Raw genomic sequence first — 19,091 nt, 5'->3', positions numbered from 1 at the left:
ATAATGAATAAAAACCAAATCAGTGCCGGTATCTGTCGTGCGTTGTTACTGGGCGGGGCGCTCTCGCTGTCTTTGCCATTGCAGGCGGCGGAGAGCAGCAACCCGGCCTTGCAGGCGCTCTTTGATCAGGCGGCCTACTGGCATCAAAAGGCTCATGACGACCTGGCGAAAGCGTCACTGCAAAAAGTGCTCATGGTTGAGCCGAACAATACTCAGGCGCTTTATCTGCTGGCGCTCTATTCGCAACAAAGCGGTGACAACGCAGGAGCGATGCAGTATCGCACGCGTCTCAGTCAGGTTTCACCTGACGATCCGCACCTTGCTGAACTGGATAATGCCCGTCAGTTGCAGACGATTCCCCAGGCGCAACTCTCGCTGGCCCGTCAGCAGGCCAGAAGCGGAAATATTGCGGCGGCCTTGCAGACCTGGCGCAATACCTTTAGCGGCAACGAACCGCCCGCCAGCGTGGCTGCCGAATATTATCTGACCATGGCCGGCGATCGCACGCTGCTGCCACAGGCGATTGAAGCGTTGCGCGAGTTTTCAGCCCAGCATCCTCAGGATACGGGGGCCAAACTGGCGTTGGGCAAGGCGCTGACTTATCAGGACTCGACCCGACGTGAAGGCATTGACTTGCTGAGTACGCTGGCAAGTGGCAATCAGGATGCCGATCGTTCTCTTCGTCAGGCGCTGTTGTGGCTGGGTCCACAGGCATCGGATGCCTCGCTTTACCAGACCTGGCAGCAGCGACATCCCCAGGATAATGCGGTAATGGACTATTACCGCAAGAACGTGGGCGGAGCCGAAAAAGGCGCGGGATTTAGCGCGCTTAACAGCGGCGACGTGAACACGGCAGAAAGCAATTTCGGCAAAGTGTTACAGGCTAACCCGCAGGATGCGGATGCACTGGCCGGGATGGGATACGTCGCGCAGCGAGAAGGCCGTTATCAGGACGCCGCGGATTATCTGCAGCGCGCGGCGCAACTGGGTGGCGATCAAAGCGCCGATCGCCAGAAGCAGGCTGCTGATGCGCGTTTTTATGCGCAGTTAGCCAGCGCCCAGCAGGCCTTTAAAAATGGCGACAGCGCGCAGGCACTGGCGCTGAGCGAACCGCTGACGCATGCAGAAGGTGAGAAGGGCGTTGCGGCCGGCTTATTCCGTGCCGATATTTTGCGCCGCAGTAATCAGCCCGATCAGGCAGAGCAGGCTTACCGCGCGATTCTGAAAACCGATCCCGATAACCGGAGCGCACGCGAAGGATTGTTCTACGTGCTGCGTCAGCAGAACCGCAGCGCTGAAGCCAATACGTTACTGGCCTCATTGCCGGAAAGCGTCAGGCAAAGTGTGGCGCCGCGAGGCAGCAGCGTTGATCCGATTCGCCAGCAGGCGAAACGTCAGGTCGCGGCAGGCAATATCAATGCCGCGATTGCCACCCTGCAGCAAGGTATCCAGCGTTATCCGCAGGATGGCTGGTTACGCCTCGACCTCGCCCGCCTTTATCGCCAGCAAGGGAATACCATGCTGGCGGCAGGCGTCATGCAGCCGGTGATGCGGAGTGGTGCCAGCACCACGGAACGCTATGCGGGCGCTATCAACGCCAGTGAAAGTGGAGCCTGGCAGCAGGCAAGTTCGCTGTTGGCGGGTATCCCTGCCCGCGAGCAAAACCGTGATATGCGGGAACTGGCGCAGCGTGTGAATTTCAATTTGCAAATGGCCACGGCCGATCAGTATCTGGCGCAAGGATCGAATGCCGCAGCGGCAAACACGCTGAAAGCGCTGGCGGTGAATCCGCCTGATAATCCTGTTGATGCCGGGAACCTGGCACAAAAGCTGGCCAAGGCCGGCGATATCAACAGTGCGGTGGCGGTGGTTCGCGGAAATATGCAGCGCGGTGTTCAGGGGAATGCCGGAGATTATGCCGCTCAGATAGCCGTACTGAATCAGGCCGGGCTGGACAATGAGGCACAACGTTTTCTTAGCCTGCCCGAACTGCAGACACGCAGTACACCAAAGCAGCTGGCAGAGATACGTGAAGGTTACCTGATTAACGACGTTGATCGGCTGCGACAGCAGAAGCAGTATGCAGCTGCCTACGATAAGCTGATTGGTGCACTGCAGCGCGATCCGCAGAACCGTGATTTGATGTTCGCCATGGCCCGTCTGTATCAGGACGGCAAAATGAATAAAGACGCGGGCGTCGTCTACGACTATTTGATGACCCAGGATACGCCATCCCAGGATGCGCGCGTTGGCGCAATCAATGCCGCGCTGGCACAAAATAACGTGCAGCGTGCCAATGAACTGGCAAAAGGACTGACGTCGAGCCAGACGCCACAGCGTCAGTTGCTCCTGGCGCAGGTCGCCGAGGCCAATGGCGATCACATGCAGGCCATGCGCTATCTACGCTCGGCGCGCGGTCAGATTATTGGTTTGCAAGGCGCACAGCCGGGTGCCACGCCGACCATTGGCGGACTGGCCCTGGCCGACAATCCCTTTATCAATCGCAGTACCTCGCCCGTGGGGCGCACGCCGTCCAGCTATGGCACCGTGCTGCCGTGGCAGGTTGCGCCGGTATCCGCAGAGGGCGCGCAGGAGGGCACCCTGGCCAGTGCCAACACGGTTTCCTCTCAGCAGGCTCAGACGCTGCACGATGTTGACGCCATGATGGAGAGGTTGCAGGAAAAGACCGGCACCTGGGCGCAGGGCACCGTGCAGGTGCGCGGGCGTGACGGTGAGTCAGGGTTGAGTCAGTTAACGGAAGCCAAAGCACCGCTGACCTTCTCTACCGTGCCGTTTGGCGATGCGCGTTTCAACTTTACCATGACACCCGTTTCACTCACGGCGGGTAGCGGTGCAGGCGATGCCTGGCGTCGCTTTGGCACGAATGCGCTGGAGCAGGGCAAAGTGGTCGCGGCCGGTCTTGCCAAAGTTGACGATGTCCCGACTGCCACAACTGATTCGCAAAGCGCATCCGGTGTGGAGCTGAATCTTGCCCTTCAGGGCGACAGCTATAAAGTCGATCTGGGCAGCACGCCACTGGGCCAGGATCTCAATACGCTGGTGGGAGGGGTGCAATGGTCGCCGAAACTCACGGATTTCCTGACGCTGATTCTGACCGGTGAGCGCCGGGCTATTACCGACAGCCTGCTGTCTTACGTTGGCGCGGAAGACAAATCCAGCGGCAAACGTTGGGGTAATGTCACCAAAAACGGCGGCAATGCGCTTCTGAGTTATGACAACGGCGATGCCGGATTATTTGTCGGGGCAGGCGCTTACAGCTACGTGGGGAATAACGTGGCCAGTAACAATAACCTGCAAGCCAATGCGGGTGTTTATGTCCGTCCTTTCTATGCTGACGATCGTGAACTAAAGGTCGGCATGAGCCTGTCCTGGATGAATTTCTCGAAAAACCTCAGCTACTTTAGCTATGGTCAGGGCGGTTATTTCAGCCCTCAGGACTATGCGTCGATTTCTTTCCCAGTCGACTTCTCACGCACGTTTGACGATCTTAAAGTTAACATTGGCGGCGCAGTGGGTTACCAGAGCTACAGTCAGGATAAAAGTGCTTATTTCCCGGGCGATGCGGGCCGTCAGGCGCAGCTGGAGCAGCTGGCTGCCAATGGCAATGTGAAAAGCGCCTTCTATGACGGCAACAGTAAAAACGGTGTAGGTTATAACCTGCATGCGGGCGCGGATTACAAAATTGATAAAGATGTCACGATTGGCGGACAGCTGGGTTATGACACCTTTGGTGACTATAACGAGAGCACGGCGCAGCTCTATTTCCGTTATTTATTCGGAGAGAAGTAATGAGTGAAGCATTTAGCGGGATGACCCACCCGTATCAGCCTGGCTGGTTTGATCTGGTCAGCGTTATGGTCGAAGGAATGATCGCCAACGCAGGCCAGGAGCAGGCGGAGGCGTTTCTACACAGCATGGGCGAATCGCTGGCGACACGCTATCCTTTACCTGAATCGCGTACGGTGCAGGATTTCGAACGAGAAGTGAACCTGCAGCTGGCCCGGTTCAGTTGGGGATTTGTGCAGTTACAGCCGCAGGAAAACGCCCTGTTGATTAAGCATCATGCTCTGCCTGTCGGCGACAGCACACAGTCGGTCGCTCACTGGCAGGCGGCATTGAGCGCCATCCTGGCGGGGATGTTTTCCGGCTGGCTTCAGGGCCAGGGCGGCAGTAAAACCGTACCGGTTGTGCTGGAGCTGAACGATGGTCATACCATGCATTTTCGATATCAATAAGGTGCTCTGATGAGAGTTAAGCCAGTGTGGTCCGGTATTCTGGTCTTGTTTATGATGTTTTTTAGCACCCAGGCGATGGCAAGTGGTTGGGATACCTATAAAAGCCGCTTTCTTCAGTCAGACGGACGCATTATTGATACGGCAAATAATAATGTCAGTCACACGGAAGGCCAGGGTTACGGCATGTTGCTGGCGGTTGCTTATAACGATCGCGCGACCTTCGATAAACTCTGGAAGTGGACGCGCACGAACCTGCGCAATCCGCAAAACGATCTGTTCTACTGGCGCTACATTCCTGATGCACAGGATCCTGTCGCGGATAAAAATAACGCGTCCGATGGCGATGTGCTGATTGCATGGGCGTTGCAACGGGCAGCGCAAAAATGGAATGCAAGCGATTATCAGCAGGAATCGGACCGCATTCAGCGTGCGATAGTCAAACTCGATGTGACGAACTTCGGTGGCTACACCGTAATGATGCCGGGCGCGCAGGGATTCAATAAGAACAGCTATGTGGTTTTGAATCCCTCTTATTTCCTGTTTGTCGCCTGGCAGGAGTTCGGCCAGCGCAGCCATTTGCAGGTCTGGAACAAGCTGATTGACGGCGGGATGGCGCTGCTGGGTAAGATGCATTTTGGCAACAGCGATCTGCCGCTTGACTGGGTCGCGCTGAACGCCGACGGCTCCGTCGCGCCCGCGGTGGGTTATTCAAATCGCTTTAGTTACGATGCCATCCGCGTGCCGCTGAATATCTGGTGGTACGATCCGCAAAGCCTGGCGCTGGGGCCTTTCCAGCGACTCTGGCAGGGCTATGGTCGTATGAATACGCCGGCCTGGTTTGATGTGCTGGCCAATACGGCGGCGCCTTACCATCTGGAAGGCGGCTTGCTGGCGGTACGTGATTTGGTGCTCAACGAAACAGGCTACCTGAGTGACAAACTGTCTCCTGAGCAGAACTACTTTTCTGCCAGCCTGCAGTTACTGACCTGGATGGCTTATCAGGAAAAGCGTTGATCGTGGCCTGAACACAGACGGCAGCATTCCTTCACGGTTCCACATTGAGGGGATGCTGCTGAGGCAACTCTCTTTTTGTTACTTCCTCCTTTCTGAATCGTCTGCTTCCGCCCCCTTAAGCCACAAAATAACGCTGCAATAGGATATACTTGACGCGCTTTTCCAGACGGATATCTACGCTCTTAGCGAGCCGGGAGTAAAATTTTTGCGCGTAAGCCGATCACTGACGATAAAACAGATGGCAACCGTTTCTCTGATTGCGACGGTCACCATCAGCATTTTTATCGTTATTCAACTGTTCCATTTTGTGCAGCAGCGCAGGATCGACTACGCCCAGCAAATGGAGAATATCGCGCATACCGTGCGTCAGCCGCTGTCTGAAGCCGTCCTGAAAGCCGATATTCCCCAGGCCGAACGCATTCTTCACTCTCTTAAGCCGGCAGGCATCTTATCGCGCGCGGATGTGGTGTTGCCCAATGCTTTTCAGGCGCTCCACGCGAATTTTGAAAACGAAAAGCCGATTCCCAGGCTGGTGGCCCGTCTGTTTGAGCTGCCGGTGCAAATCACGCTACCGCTCTATTCGGTGGAACATACTGGCTTACCTAAGCCGCTGGCCTATCTGGTGTTACAGGCCAATTCAACGCGTGTTTATCAGTTTATCCTGAGCACGCTCTCGACGATGATCATCACCTACCTACTGCTGGCGCTGATACTGTCGGTCTCGATCAGCTGGTGCATCAACCGGTTAGTGGTGCATCCACTGCGGCGAATTTCGCGTGAGATCCAGGAGTTGCCGCCCCAGTCAATCCTGACGCACAAACTCACCCTGCCTGCCGATCATCGCGACGATGAAATTGGTATGTTGATTCGCAGTTATAACCGCAATCAACACGTGCTGGAGTCCATCCACGATGAGATGAGCCGGTTAACGACGCACTTTGCCGTTACCGATCTGCCTAACCGGGCATTGTTTTTAGCACTGTTGGACCAGTTTATCTCTTCCCGGAGACAGCCTTTTAGTTTGATGGTCATTCGCATTGAAACGCTGCAGGAAGCCAATGGCGTATTAAGCGACGATCAGCGCGATACGCTGATGTTGACGCTGGTCGAGAAAATTCGCAGCACCATTGATGACCACACTGTCTTAGCGCAGACCACAACCAGCGATTTCGTTCTGTTGATGAAGTCGGCCAATAACCCGTTTCGCGCCCTGCGTCTGGCCCGTAATCTGATGATTCGCCTAAACCAGCCCGTCAATCTGCATCAATTGCAGCTACGGCCTAACGCCAGCATCGGCCTGGCATTAGGTGAAGAGGGCGAGTCGATGGGCGCCGGTGAGATGCTGGACAGAGCGACCTCGGCCATGATGTCAGCACGCCGTCAGGGCAAAAATCAGATCCTGTTTTTTGATGCCGCGTTAACCGAGCGTGCGCAAAAACGCTTGACCCAGGAACATGATATTTTACAAGGCCTGCACGACGAACAGTTTGCCCTTTATCTGCAGCCTCAAATCGATATGCAGACCGGCAGGTTAGCCGGTGCGGAAGCGCTGTTACGCATGCGTCAGGCCGACGGCAGCTATGGCTTACCCGAAGAATTCATTGCCAGTGCTGAAGAGATCGGGGTGATTTCCGCCATTGGCCGTTGGGTCGTTGAGGAAGCCTGTCGCATTCTGGCGGGCTGGCAGCGTCACGGCGTAACGGTGCCGCTGAGTATCAATATTTCTGCCGTACAGTTACGCGATGCCAGCATCGTCAGCCATTTGCACGCTCTGCTTGAGCGGCATCGCATTGCGCCCGGTTCTCTGGTGCTGGAGATTACCGAAACCGCGCAGATTGGCGATGCCGAGCAGGCTATTTCTCTGCTGAGAATGTTGCAAAAAACCGGTGTTGCCGTCGCGCTTGATGACTTTGGGATGGGCTATTCCAACCTGAACTATCTGCACCAGTTTAAGTCATTGCCAGTCAATAAGCTTAAAATGGACCGCAGCTTCGTGGCCGCCTTACCTGAAGATGACACCATGGTGCGCATCGTTGCGGCCATTGCGGATATTATCGATCTGGATGTGATTGCTGAAGGAGTGGAAACCTGTGAGCAGCGTGACTGGCTGCTTGCGCGTGGCATCACGATTGGTCAGGGTTATCTTTACTCTGAAGCCCTGCCGCTGGCGCAGTTCAATGCGCAATGGGTTCCCTCACCTCAACCGGAGGATTAACCCTCTGATTCCTTGATTTTGCAAGAATTTTAGTTACAAAACCCCTTGCTGAAGCGTTTCAGTTCAGAATTACGCTTGTATCATTTCCCCTGACTTTGCAGCCCTGTATTAATCACGTAAACAGAGTGTTATTTTCTGTCCACTGTCTGGCCCGGCCTGCCTCGCCAGCCAGTCACAATAAAAAATCCGACAACATTACCCTATTCGTTAGTGGATACCTGTTTATGAAACTATTTAAAAGCCTTTATTTCCAGGTTCTGGTCGCCATTGCTATCGGCGTACTTATGGGCCATTTCTATCCAGATTTAGGTACCCAAATGAAGCCGTTAGGGGATGGCTTCGTTAAATTGATCAAAATGATCATCGCGCCTGTGATTTTCTGTACGGTGGTGACCGGTATCGCCGGGATGGAAAGCATGAAAGCCGTCGGCCGCACGGGTGCGGTTGCGCTGCTCTATTTTGAAATCGTCAGTACTATTGCGCTGATTATCGGTCTGATCGTGGTTAACGTTGTACAGCCTGGTGTGGGCATGAACGTTGATCCCGCGACGCTGGATGCGAAAGCCGTGGCTATTTATGCCCAGCAGGCCGAGCAGCAAGGCATCGTTGCCTTCCTACTGGATGTGATTCCGGGCAGCGTGATTGGTGCTTTTGCCAGCGGTAACATTTTGCAGGTCCTGTTATTTGCCGTCCTGTTCGGTTTTGCGCTGCATCGTCTGGGCAACACGGGCACGTTAATTTTCAACGTGATCGAAAGCTTCTCCAAAGTGATTTTTGGCATCATCAATATGATCATGCGCCTTGCGCCTATCGGGGCATTTGGTGCCATGGCCTTTACCATCGGTAAATATGGCGTAGGTTCACTGGTCCAGCTTGGACAGCTGATTATCTGCTTCTATATCACCTGTATTCTGTTTGTGGTGGTGGTGCTGGGACTCATCGCTCGCGTCTTCGGTGGCTTCAGCATCTTTAAATTCATTGCCTATATCAAAGAAGAGCTGCTGATTGTACTGGGCACCTCTTCATCGGAATCTGCACTGCCACGTATGCTGGATAAGATGGAACGGCTGGGTTGTAAGAAGTCCGTGGTGGGGTTGGTGATTCCAACAGGATATTCCTTTAACCTGGACGGAACCTCAATCTACCTGACGATGGCGGCTGTCTTTATCGCCCAGGCCACCAATGCCCACATGGATATCTTCCATCAAATTACGCTGCTGGTCGTGCTACTGCTGTCTTCCAAGGGCGCAGCCGGGGTAACGGGCAGTGGGTTTATTGTGCTGGCGGCAACGCTTTCAGCAGTAGGACATTTACCGGTTGCTGGCCTGGCGCTGATTTTAGGTATTGACCGCTTTATGTCCGAAGCGCGTGCGCTGACCAATCTGGTCGGTAACGGCGTCGCCACGGTGGTGGTGGCAAAATGGGTTGATCAGCTGGATAAAAAACAGCTGGGTGACACGCTGGCGGGCAAAAATAAGGCAGAAAATCCCTCAGAATCTGCGATTTAACCTTTGAATGTGATTTAATCCTCTCAAATGCCCGCTGTCACTTGCCCTGACAGCGGGCATTTGGATAATAAACCCCACTTGTTTTTTTCAACGTTTTTCACTTCGTTGCGTGACATCCCGGTCTTCCTGTGGTCAAACCTGTTGTTAATGATCGGCAGCGCGAATCGGCCATGTCCGGTTTGCTTATAAACGCGGCTAAACGCGCCAGTGATAACGATTTTTGAATTGTTTGAGTAGGGGTTCACATGCAGGGCACCAGAATTCGGCTTTTGGTTGGTGGATTAGTACTGGCAGCGACCAGTTACGGTGCGCCGGCAGAAACGCTGCAACCTGATCCAGCCTGGCAACAGGGAAGACTGGACAACGGATTTAACTGGCAACTGTTGGCAACACCGCAACGGCCAAGCGATCGCATTGAGTTACGCATGGTGGTTAATACCGGTTCACTGGTGGAAAGCGCCCAGCAAACCGGTTTTAGCCACCTTTTGTCACGCCTGGCGCTGGTACACAATACCGCCCTGGATACGAATCAGCAGCGCGCATTATGGCAGCAGAGTATCGATCCACAGCGGCCTCTGCCGCCGGTTATTTCATCGTATGATTACACGCAATACAATTTAAGCCTGCCCAATAACCGCCCTGAGTTACTGAAAGAAGCCCTGAACTGGCTGGCGGCCACGGCGGGTGATATGGCGATTACCAATCAGGTTGTCGATACAGCCCTGTCCGCTTCCGATCCGGTAAGAACCTGGCCTGCGGATACTCAGGATGTCTGGTGGCGCTATCGGCTGAAAGGATCGGCGTTGCTAGCGCACGATCCGGCTGAGAAGCCGCGTGCCCCCGTTGACGTCGCGCAGCTGAAAAGTTTCTACCAGCAGTGGTATACACCAGATGCCATGACACTTTATGTCGTCGGCAATGTCGACAGCCGTAACCTTTCCGAACAAATCAACAAAGCGTTTTCACCGCTGGAAGGCAAGCGCAGCGCCCCTGCATCCATGCCCACCTTGTCTCCTTTACCGCATGATCCGGTTAATCTGGTCAGCGGCACGTTAGCGCAGGATCGCCTGTCCCTTGTCTGGGATACGCCGTGGCAGCCCATCCGGGACTCACAGAACTTGCAGCGTTACTGGCGTAGCGATCTGGCGCGCGAAGCGCTGTTCTGGCACGTGCAGCGCGCGATGAGCAATAAAAAAGTTCAGGGTGTGCAGGTGGGATTTGACTGTCGGGTGCTTTACCAGCGTGCGCAGTGTTCCATTAATATGGATACGCGCAATGACAGCCTGGAACAGAATATGAACCTGGTTGCCCGCGAGCTGGCTGCCGTGCGCGATAACGGTTTGCCACAGGAAGAGTTTGATGCCCTGATGGCCCAAAAACTTCTGGAGCTGAATAAGCTGTTCACAACCTACGCGCGCACAGATACTGACGTGCTGATTAGCCAGCGTTTACGATCGCAGCGCAATTCAGTGGTAGATATTGCCCCGGAGCAGTATCAAAAGCTGCGGCAGGATTTTCTCTCCGGCCTGACGCGCGATCAGCTCAATCAAGAGTTGCGGCAGCAACTTAGTCAGGAGTTAATGATGGTACTGATTCAACCGGAAGGTGAATCAGAAACCAACGTTAAGAGCCTTAAAACGGGCTGGGATAAGCTGATGACGTTGCCTGCGACAGCATCTGCACCAGCGGCAGGCGGGGACGTCAGCCAGCCGGACAGTAACGCTGCCGGTGATGCAGCGCCACCGACCTCCTGATCCATCAGGTTTTTGCCCTGAGCCATTCGGTCACTAACATTGGCCAACTGGCGAGGGGCAAATCCGCGACGCCACGGATGCCAAAACCGTGCCCGCCTTTCTGGTAAAAATGCACTTCGACGGGAACATTGTGTTCCCGTAATGCGCTGAAAAACACCATGCTGTTATTCACCGGGACGGCATCATCATCGGCGGCATGAATCAGCAAGGTCGGCGGCACCTGGTTGTGCACCCGGGTTTCGAGTGAATAGGCATCAATCGCTTTCTGGTCAGGCCATGCGCCTAATAAACGGGTGCGCGAGCCTTCATGGGCCAGGCCATCACGCATACTGATCACAGGATAAACCAGCACCATAGCGTCCGGACGAGGCGAAAAATTCTCTGCGTTGTCCTGAACGGGATAAATCTTCTCCGCAAACCGCGTGCCGAGACTTGCGGCAACGTGGCCGCCAGCCGAAAAACCCATCATAACAATGTATTTGCCGTTCAGCCCACGCTGCGCCCGCTCACGCAGGACGCGCACGGCTCGCTGCGCATCGGCGAGTGGAGCATCTGGTCCTTCATGATGTCCGTCATAGGGCAGGCGATAGGTCATGACGGCCAGGGTGTAACCCATAGAGGTGAAAAAGGTTGCCAGCGCGCTGCCTTCACGGTCAATCATGATGCGATGGTAGCCTCCGCCGGGCGCGACCAGGAGCGTAATCCCGTTGGATTCCACAGGATGCCAGATAGCCATTTCCGGGCAGCGAACGCCGGTTGCCACGCGATCGTAGGGTTCGTACTCTTTTGCCGTATCGACGATTTGTGGCTGAGCGCGAGAATCGCTGGCACCGGGCGCATCACCATTAGGCCAGATATTAATGATTTCAGTATTCATAGCTGTGTCCTGATGCGAGAGATGTTGTCGTTGTTTTGTTCGCGGCCGTGAAAACAGCATCCTGCTGTCGCTGTTTAAAAGATGGCCTCTTTTGGCCTAATCGTCCAACTCAAAACCGCTAAAATGCCGAGATTCAGACTATGCCTGGCATGCTGGGTATGGTGCTAAGCCGATAATTTTAAAGGAATAAAAATGAATTAAGATTAGCCAGCATTAACGGACGAGGGCAGGATAAAGCAGGAAGGAAACGGGTTGGCTGACTTAAGTAAAATGAATGGATTTTCCTTTTGCCCTGACGGAAACGGAGGACATATTTATCGTGTTTTTATTTAAAGAAAGTGATGTGTTGCTGCGCGGTTAACTGTTGTGCATGCGGGAAGTCTGGCACGGGTTGCGCCGCGCCAGAACGCGAGCGCTACGCGCTTTCATCAATAATTAGCCTGTTTCGAGCGTCAAACTTCCAGAAGGATGCCCAGGCAATCTCCCAGTAATCGCCATCGGGATCGCGAAAATAAACGCTGTAGCCGCCCCAGTGGACTTTTTGTGGCGGCTTGGTCTGGTTCCGCCGTGATGTTGTACCAAAGCCATGAGATCATCGACCTCCTGCTCTGACTTAACATTTATGGCAAAAGTAATCCCGTTGAACCCGCCGTAAGCCAGCGCAGGCGGATGGCTTTCATTGATATCTTTTGCCAGATTTTGCAGCGGATAAGGCTCAAGCCTGGTGCCGGCATGATTGAAAAACACAATGGGCGGATTCTGCTCAGTCACCTGCGTTTTAAAACCGATGCCTTTATAAAAGGCCAGGGATTTTCCCTATAACGCCCGCCCAGGCAGACCAGATTGATGCGATTCATACTGACTCTGTTTACAGTCAGGCACGGCCAGGATACTCGTCTCACCCTGGCCACGCGACAGAGCAATTATGCAGGCATATCTTCCTGCGGAATAATCGCCCCACGAAACTGAATAACCGTGCTGGCAGTGAGATGACCACGCTGGGCGGCCTCCTCGACCGAGGCGCCAACCAGACGCTTAGCCAGATAGCCCGCACTGAACGAATCGCCCGCCGCCGTGGTGTCAATAATCTTTTCTTTAGCCAGCATGATTGACGGAACCTCTCTAACAGGCTGGTCTTCCGCGGCAATCAGGCAGGATTCCGCACCGCGCTTGATGACGATCTCGCTAACGCCTGCCTGACGTGCCCGGGCAATGACGTCTTCGACAGGCTGCACGCCCCATAACAGATGCTCGTCATCCAGCGTCAGGAAGGCAATATCCGTGTTATCGAGCATCTTTTGATAGGCCTGGCGAGTACTGGCATTGTCTTTCCACAGGCGAGGCCGGTAATTATTATCGAAAATCACCTTGCCCCCGTTTTTGCGGCAGTTTGCCAGCAGCTGCATGAGCTTTGCACGGCTGGCGTCAGTCAGGATAGCAAGACTGATACCGCTGAGATAAAGGTAGTCGTAATGTTCCAGCTGCTGGCAAATGTCTTCTGCCAGAGGGCCATTAAGCCAGTAGCGTGCCGCCGCGTCATTGCGCCAGTACCAGAATGTGCGCTCGCCCTGGTCGTCTGTCTGGATCATGTACAGACCGGGCATTTTATCCTCAAGGCGTTGGATAAGGTCGGTATGCACGTTTTCCTGCTGCCAGCGGGCGATCATCTGTGCGCTAAAGGGATCGTTTCCCAGCGCCGTCACGTAATCCACCCGGATTTTGTGTTGATCGACCTGTCGGGCAAGGTAAACGGCCGTATTGAGCGTATCACCGCCAAAGCCGCGTTTAATGTTGTCGCCTTTTTCGGACAGTTCAATCATGCATTCACCGATAACGGCGATTTTTTTATGCGTCATGGTTTAAGGCCTGTAGTTTACATTTGCTTCAGTCTCGCGTTTGTTAGCGTCATCGTCAACTTTTTAAAACAGCGTTTTAATTTAATTTAGGGTGAGGTAAAGCGATAATTAACCCGATAAAGCGGCTTGTTTCGGCGATTGTCGCACTAAAAGAGGCGTAGACTCGTTGCTTCAACGTGGCCGGGTTTTCACTAAGTTGTCGAATGTTAAACGATAAACGCTGCCAGGCCGCCAGATGAAGGCGCTTACTATCAACCAGGAAAAGACCATGGTTATGGAGAATTTTAGTCAATGGCTACCTTCTTCAATTGACATCAATCCGCAGCAAAAAAAACGTCTCATCTGGCAACAGTGTCAACGCAGCTATACCTTTCAGCCCATCTATAAGGTTTCGGGGCAACTGCTGGCGATTGAACTGCTGACGGCCATCACACATCCGTCTGAACCAGAGAAGAAACTGTCTCCTGAAGCCTATTTTTCTGAGCTGGAAATAGCACAACGCCTTGATATTGTTCAGGAGCAGTTAGAATTACTCACCCAGTGGGAATCGTTCTTTGGTCGCAATAACGTCATGGCATCAGTGAATATTGACGGCCCTTCGTTGTCGTTGATACAAAACCATGTACCGATTCGCAGTCTGATTACCCGTTTACCCTGGGTTCGCTTTGAGCTGACCGAGCACCACGTCCTGCCTCAGGAGGAGATGGTCGCGCAAATGCCTGAACTGGGGCCGTTGTGGCTGGATGATTTCGGTTCGGGCATGGCGAACTTCTCTGCACTGACCGAGCTTAAATACGACTACATTAAGCTGTCACGTGAACTTTTTATTCTCTTACGTGCGTCAGATGAAGGCCGGATACTTTTTCCCATGCTGTTGTCGCTGATAAATCGTTACTGCAACGGCGTGATTGTTGAAGGCGTTGAGACGCAACAGGAGTGGGATCAGGTTAAATCGTCCCCGGCGATGGCGGCTCAAGGGTATTTTTTTTCTCGTCCTGCTCCCTTTTCCGAACTGGAAAGCCTTCCTGTCCAGCTTGATTGATCCCTTCCCGCGCGCTCTCGACTATCTTTAACGGAGACCGTGAAAGAGCAGGGAGGAAGCCTAATGTCACGCGCCGGAAAAATTGTAAGCTGGATTGGCGGGATTGTTGTATTGCTGATCGTCGTTGTAGTGATAGTCATTGCAACATTCGACTGGAATCGCCTGAAACCCACTATTAATCAGAAAGTGTCTGCGGAACTTAACCGTCCCTTTGCCATTCGGGGGGATTTGGGCGTCGCATGGCAGCGTAACCCTGAAGAACCCGGATGGCGCGGCTGGTTACCCTGGCCTCATCTGCACGCCGAAGACATTATGTTGGGCAATCCCCCTGATATTCCTGACGTGACCATGATCCACCTGCAACGCGTGGACGCCACACTTGCCCCTCTGGCCCTACTGCACAAAGAAGTCTTTATCCCGTGGATAAAACTGCAGCAGCCTGATGCCCGCCTGATTCAGACCGCCGATAAGAAAAACAACTGGACCTTTACCCTCGCTGACAGCGACAGCAAAGATGATAATGCGCCACCTTCAGCCTGGTCATTTCGTCTCGATAATATTCTGTTCGATCAGGGCACCATTCTCTACCGCGATGCCGTTAACCAGGCCGATGTCACGCTGAAGGTTAACCCGCTCGGCAAGCCTGTGCCCTATTCACAAATCGCGGGCGGAGACGATAAACAACAAGGCGCGGGTGATTTTGTCTTTGGCTGGCAGGCAAGCGGCAGCTACCACAATGAAAAACTCACGGGTCAGGGCAAGATTGGCGGCATGTTATCCCTGCGTAGTCAGACCACAGCGTTCCCGATTCAGGCAGACGTCCGGAACGGTAGCACGCGCGTACAGCTGACCGGCGGCGTTCAGGATCCCCTGAATCTGGGCGGGCTGGACGTGCGTCTACGTTTTTCTGGCGATACGTTGGCAAACCTCTATGGTCTGACCGGCGTTCTGTTACCGGATACGCCGCCTTATGAAACCGATGGCCGCCTGATTGCCAAATTTACCGGCAAAGACGGCGCCGTTTTTCGTTACCAGGGATTTAATGGTCATATTGGCGACAGCGATATTCATGGCTCTCTGACCTACAGCCAGGGCAAGCCACGGCCAAAACTGGTCGGTGAACTCAGATCGGATCAGTTACGTATGGCGGATCTGGGCCCGTTGATCGGCGTTAACTCGGGCAAGGGCAGCGAGAAAACCGAACAGGCCAAGGCAAAACGCGGTGAAAAAACCGTACAGCCTGCGGATCGCGTTCTGCCTCACGACAGGTTCGACACCAAAAGCTGGGACGTTATGGATGCGGATGTGAAGTTTAGCGGCAAGCGCATCGAACACAGCAGTTCACTACCGTTGAGCGATCTTTATACCCATTTGCAGCTCGATAACGGAAACCTGCTGCTTGATCCACTCCGTTTCGGTATGGCGGGCGGTAATCTGAACAGCACCATCCGCCTGGAAGGGAATCGCTCACCGATGCGGGGCCGGGCCGATATTCATGCCCGTAAACTTCGCCTGCGCCAGCTGTTCCCCGACGTACAGGCAATGCAAAACAGCCTTGGGCAGCTGAACGGCGATGCCAGCCTGACCGGCACCGGCAACTCCGTTGCTGACCTGCTGGCAACCAGCAACGGTCAGTTGAAACTGCTGATGAACGACGGACTGATCAGCCGCAACCTGATGGAAATTGCCGGACTCAACGTCGGCAACTATCTGGTCGGTAAGCTGTTTGGTGATGATGAAGTTCGTATTAACTGTGCGGCCACCGATCTTAAACTGCAAAACGGTCTGGCCACGCCAAACCTGTTCGTGTTCGATACGGAAAATGCCGTCATTAACGTGTCAGGCAACGCGAACTTTGCCAACGAGCGGCTGGATCTTTCAGTCAATCCAGAAAGTAAAGGCATCCGAATCGTGACCCTGCGCTCGCCCTTGTATGTTCGGGGCACCTTCAAGCATCCGGACGCTGGCGTGAAAACCGGTCCCTTACTGGCACGCGGGGCGGCGGCGGTGGCATTAGGTGCTGTGGTCGGGCCTGCGGCAGCGCTGTTGGCGCTGATTTCACCCAGTGATACTGACGAGAATCAGTGCAGCCGGGTCCTGCAGCAAATGAAGAAGAAGTGATCAGTTGCGATAGAGCACTTTGATAATGTGATAACCAAAAGCGGTTTTCACCGGCCCGAAAGGTTGTAGCAACGGGCAGGTGAATACCGCTTTATCAAAAGCCGCGACCATTTTTCCCCGACGAAACTCGCCTAAATCTCCCCCGTTCCGACCAGAAGGACACACAGAATGCTTGCGGGCAAGCTGCTGGAAGTTTTCGCCTTTTTGCAGTTTTTCCAGCAGGGCGATTGCCTGCGCCTCGTGTTTCACCAGAATATGTAAAGCTGCGGCAGTTTTCGCCATGATAATGTCTCTGTTGTGTATAATCGTCCCCCATTATAAACCTGTCTTTTCAAATCGCAGATGCGTTTACCGCACCTGTTGCCTGTACATGCCGGCTTGCGGTTTGAAATCGGTATCTTATTTCAACAGAGCGATGTCCCGATGCGTTTAAACTCCAGCCAACAACGAGCCGTCGAATTTGTTACCGGTCCCTGTCTGGTGCTGGCAGGCGCTGGCTCGGGAAAAACCCGCGTAATCACCAACAAAATCGCGCATCTGATTCGTGAGTGTGGCTATCAGGCCCGCCATATCGCCGCCGTGACCTTCACCAATAAAGCCTCACGCGAAATGAAAGAGCGCGTGGCGCAAACGCTGGGGCGCAAAGAGGCGCGCGGCCTGATGATCTCCACGTTTCACACGCTGGGTCTGGAAATCATCAAGCGCGAATATGTGGCGCTGGGCATGAAGTCCAACTTTTCCCTGTTCGACGATCAGGATCAGTTGGCGTTACTCAAAGACCTCACCAGCGAGTGGCTGGAAGAGGACAAGACGTTACTGCAGCAGCTCATTTCTACCATTTCGAACTGGAAAAACGATCTGGTCGATCCGCCGCAGGCGGCCGCGCTGGCCCGCTCGGAGCGGGATAACGTGTTTGCCCATTGCTATGCCCTGTATGACCGGCATCTCAAATCCTGTAACGTGCTGGATTTTGACGACCTCATTCTGTTGCCTACGCTTCTGCTACAGCGTAATCAGGACGTCCGCGAGCGCTGGCAACAACGTATTCGCTACCTGCTGGTGGATGAATATCAGGACACAAACACCAGTCAGTACGAACTGGTGAAGCTGTTGGTCGGCACCCGTGCGCGTTTTACCGTGGTAGGAGATGACGATCAGTCGATTTACTCCTGGCGCGGTGCCCGGCCACAAAATCTGGTCCTGCTTAATGAGGATTTTCCGGCGCTGGAGGTGGTCAAGCTTGAGCAAAACTACCGCTCTTCACAGCGTATTCTCAAAGCCGCGAATATTTTGATCGCCAATAATCCCCATGTGTTTGAGAAGCGTCTTTTTTCTGAACTGGGTCTGGGCAGTGAACTCAAGGTGCTGAGTGCCAATAGCGAAGAACATGAGGCTGAACGGGTAACGGGCGAACTCATTGCCCATCACTTTATTAATAAAACGCAGTATAAAGATTACGCGATCCTGTACCGCGGTAATCATCAGTCCCGCGTGTTCGAAAAATTCTTGATGCAGAACCGCATTCCCTATCGCATTTCAGGCGGGACCTCGTTTTTCTCTCGTCCTGAGATCAAAGACCTGCTGGCTTATCTGCGGGTGCTGACCAATCCCGATGATGACAGCGCTTTCTTGCGTATTGTGAATACGCCACGGCGCGAGATTGGTCCGGCAACGCTGCAAAAACTCGGTGAGTGGGCCAATATCCGCAATAAAAGCCTGTTTAACGCCAGCTTTGATGTGGGCCTTGGGCAAACGCTGACGGGGCGCGGCCTTGAACATCTGCAGCGCTTCACCCACTGGCTCAACGACATTATCCAGCTCAGTGAGCGTGAACCGGTTAATGCCGTGCGCGATCTGATTCGCGGCATCGATTACGAAAGCTGGCTGTTTGAGACATCGGGCAGCCCCAAAGCCGCTGAAATGCGGATGAAAAACGTCAATACGCTGTTTCAGTGGATGACGGAAATGCTGGAGGGCAGCGATCTGGATGAGCCGATGACGCTGGCGCAGGTTGTCACCCGCTTTACGCTGCGCGACATGATGGAGCGCGGTGAGAGCGACGAAGAGCTTGATCAGGTACAGCTGATGACGCTTCATGCCTCAAAAGGGCTGGAGTTCCCCTACGTGTTTCTGGTCGGCATGGAAGAAGGGCTGTTGCCGCATCAGAGCAGTATCGATGAGAACAACATTGAGGAAGAGCGCCGTCTGGCCTACGTTGGCATTACCCGCGCGCAGAAAGAGCTGACGTTTACCTTGTGTCGGGAGCGCCGTCAGTATGGTGAGCTCATCCGCCCTGAACCCAGCCGCTTTCTGCTGGAGCTGCCGCAGGACGACGTAGTGTGGGAAACCGAGCGCAAAGTGGTCAGTGCAGAAGAGCGCATGAAAACCGGCCAGAGTCGGGTGGCCGGATTACGTGCAATGCTGGAAAAGGCGAAAAAGAGCTAATCC

13 protein-coding genes are annotated in these 19,091 nt (G+C 54.0%); 9 read left to right on the top strand and 4 right to left on the bottom strand.

Translation table 11 applies throughout. The features are described 5' to 3' along the window. The first annotated feature begins 3 nt into the window (after positions 1-3). The 6 genes from NXS97_RS12645 (at position 4) to NXS97_RS12620 (ending at position 10,747) form a co-directional block, all read left to right on the top strand. On the top strand, positions 4-3,810 hold the full coding sequence (locus NXS97_RS12645) for a cellulose biosynthesis protein BcsC (RefSeq protein ID WP_112900563.1): 3,807 nt from the start codon (positions 4-6) through the stop codon (positions 3,808-3,810). Further along, positions 3,810-4,256 (top strand): cellulose biosynthesis protein BcsD, encoded by a 447-nt coding sequence (gene bcsD, locus NXS97_RS12640; RefSeq protein WP_013024038.1) that lies wholly within the window; start codon positions 3,810-3,812, stop codon positions 4,254-4,256. The genes NXS97_RS12645 and bcsD overlap by 1 nt, the downstream gene beginning before the upstream one ends. A gap of 9 nt (positions 4,257-4,265) precedes the next feature. Then, the gene (locus tag NXS97_RS12635) at positions 4,266-5,270 is read left to right on the top strand and encodes a glycosyl hydrolase family 8 (protein ID WP_014607007.1); all 1,005 of its coding nucleotides are present in this window, start codon (positions 4,266-4,268) and stop codon (positions 5,268-5,270) included. A gap of 205 nt (positions 5,271-5,475) precedes the next feature. Beyond that, positions 5,476-7,485 carry a biofilm formation regulator HmsP gene (gene hmsP / locus NXS97_RS12630; RefSeq protein ID WP_072138485.1) on the top strand — a complete coding sequence of 670 codons (2,010 nt, stop codon included), beginning with the start codon at positions 5,476-5,478 and terminating at the stop codon, positions 7,483-7,485. 218 nt (positions 7,486-7,703) lie between these two features. Further along, the gene (locus tag NXS97_RS12625; RefSeq protein ID WP_170934936.1) at positions 7,704-8,993 is read left to right on the top strand and encodes a dicarboxylate/amino acid:cation symporter; all 1,290 of its coding nucleotides are present in this window, start codon (positions 7,704-7,706) and stop codon (positions 8,991-8,993) included. A gap of 245 nt (positions 8,994-9,238) precedes the next feature. After that, positions 9,239-10,747: a pitrilysin family protein gene (locus tag NXS97_RS12620; protein ID WP_013024042.1), complete on the top strand. Its 1,509-nt coding sequence runs from the start codon at positions 9,239-9,241 to the stop codon at positions 10,745-10,747. A 4-nt stretch (positions 10,748-10,751) separates the two neighbouring features. Here NXS97_RS12620 and NXS97_RS12615 read toward each other — a convergent pair whose 3' ends face one another. The 3 genes from NXS97_RS12615 to NXS97_RS12605 form a co-directional block, all read right to left on the bottom strand. Beyond that, on the bottom strand, positions 10,752-11,624 hold the full coding sequence (locus NXS97_RS12615) for an alpha/beta hydrolase (protein ID WP_014607005.1): 873 nt from the start codon (positions 11,622-11,624) through the stop codon (positions 10,752-10,754). A 435-nt stretch (positions 11,625-12,059) separates the two neighbouring features. After that, entirely contained in the window at positions 12,060-12,371 is a 312-nt protein-coding gene (locus NXS97_RS12610) for a hypothetical protein (protein WP_234033823.1), read from the bottom strand. A gap of 176 nt (positions 12,372-12,547) precedes the next feature. Then, a complete protein-coding gene (locus NXS97_RS12605; protein ID WP_014594997.1) occupies positions 12,548-13,480 on the bottom strand; it encodes a sugar kinase in 933 nt (310 codons plus the stop codon). A gap of 268 nt (positions 13,481-13,748) precedes the next feature. Between NXS97_RS12605 and pdeH the strand changes: the two genes are divergently transcribed. Further along, on the top strand, positions 13,749-14,522 hold the full coding sequence (pdeH, locus tag NXS97_RS12600) for a cyclic-guanylate-specific phosphodiesterase (protein ID WP_024472018.1): 774 nt from the start codon (positions 13,749-13,751) through the stop codon (positions 14,520-14,522). A gap of 63 nt (positions 14,523-14,585) precedes the next feature. Further along, complete coding sequence (locus tag NXS97_RS12595) at positions 14,586-16,643, top strand: AsmA family protein (RefSeq protein WP_014594998.1); 2,058 nt, start codon at positions 14,586-14,588, stop codon at positions 16,641-16,643. Here the strand turns inward: NXS97_RS12595 and ppiC are convergent, their stop codons facing one another. Continuing rightward, positions 16,644-16,925, bottom strand: coding sequence for a peptidylprolyl isomerase PpiC (ppiC, locus tag NXS97_RS12590; RefSeq protein ID WP_013024048.1), 282 nt, complete (start codon positions 16,923-16,925; stop codon positions 16,644-16,646). A 141-nt stretch (positions 16,926-17,066) separates the two neighbouring features. On the opposite strand from ppiC, the gene rep reads away from it, so the two are divergent. Continuing rightward, on the top strand, positions 17,067-19,088 hold the full coding sequence (rep, locus tag NXS97_RS12585) for a DNA helicase Rep (RefSeq protein WP_029569329.1): 2,022 nt from the start codon (positions 17,067-17,069) through the stop codon (positions 19,086-19,088). The last annotated feature ends 3 nt before the right edge of the window (positions 19,089-19,091 follow it).

The sequence above is a fragment of the Pantoea sp. B623 genome, from assembly GCF_024814475.1.
Lineage (GTDB): Bacteria > Pseudomonadota > Gammaproteobacteria > Enterobacterales > Enterobacteriaceae > Pantoea > Pantoea ananatis.
Note: the sequence above shows the minus strand (reverse complement) of the source record. Positions and strands in the feature narration are given on the sequence as shown.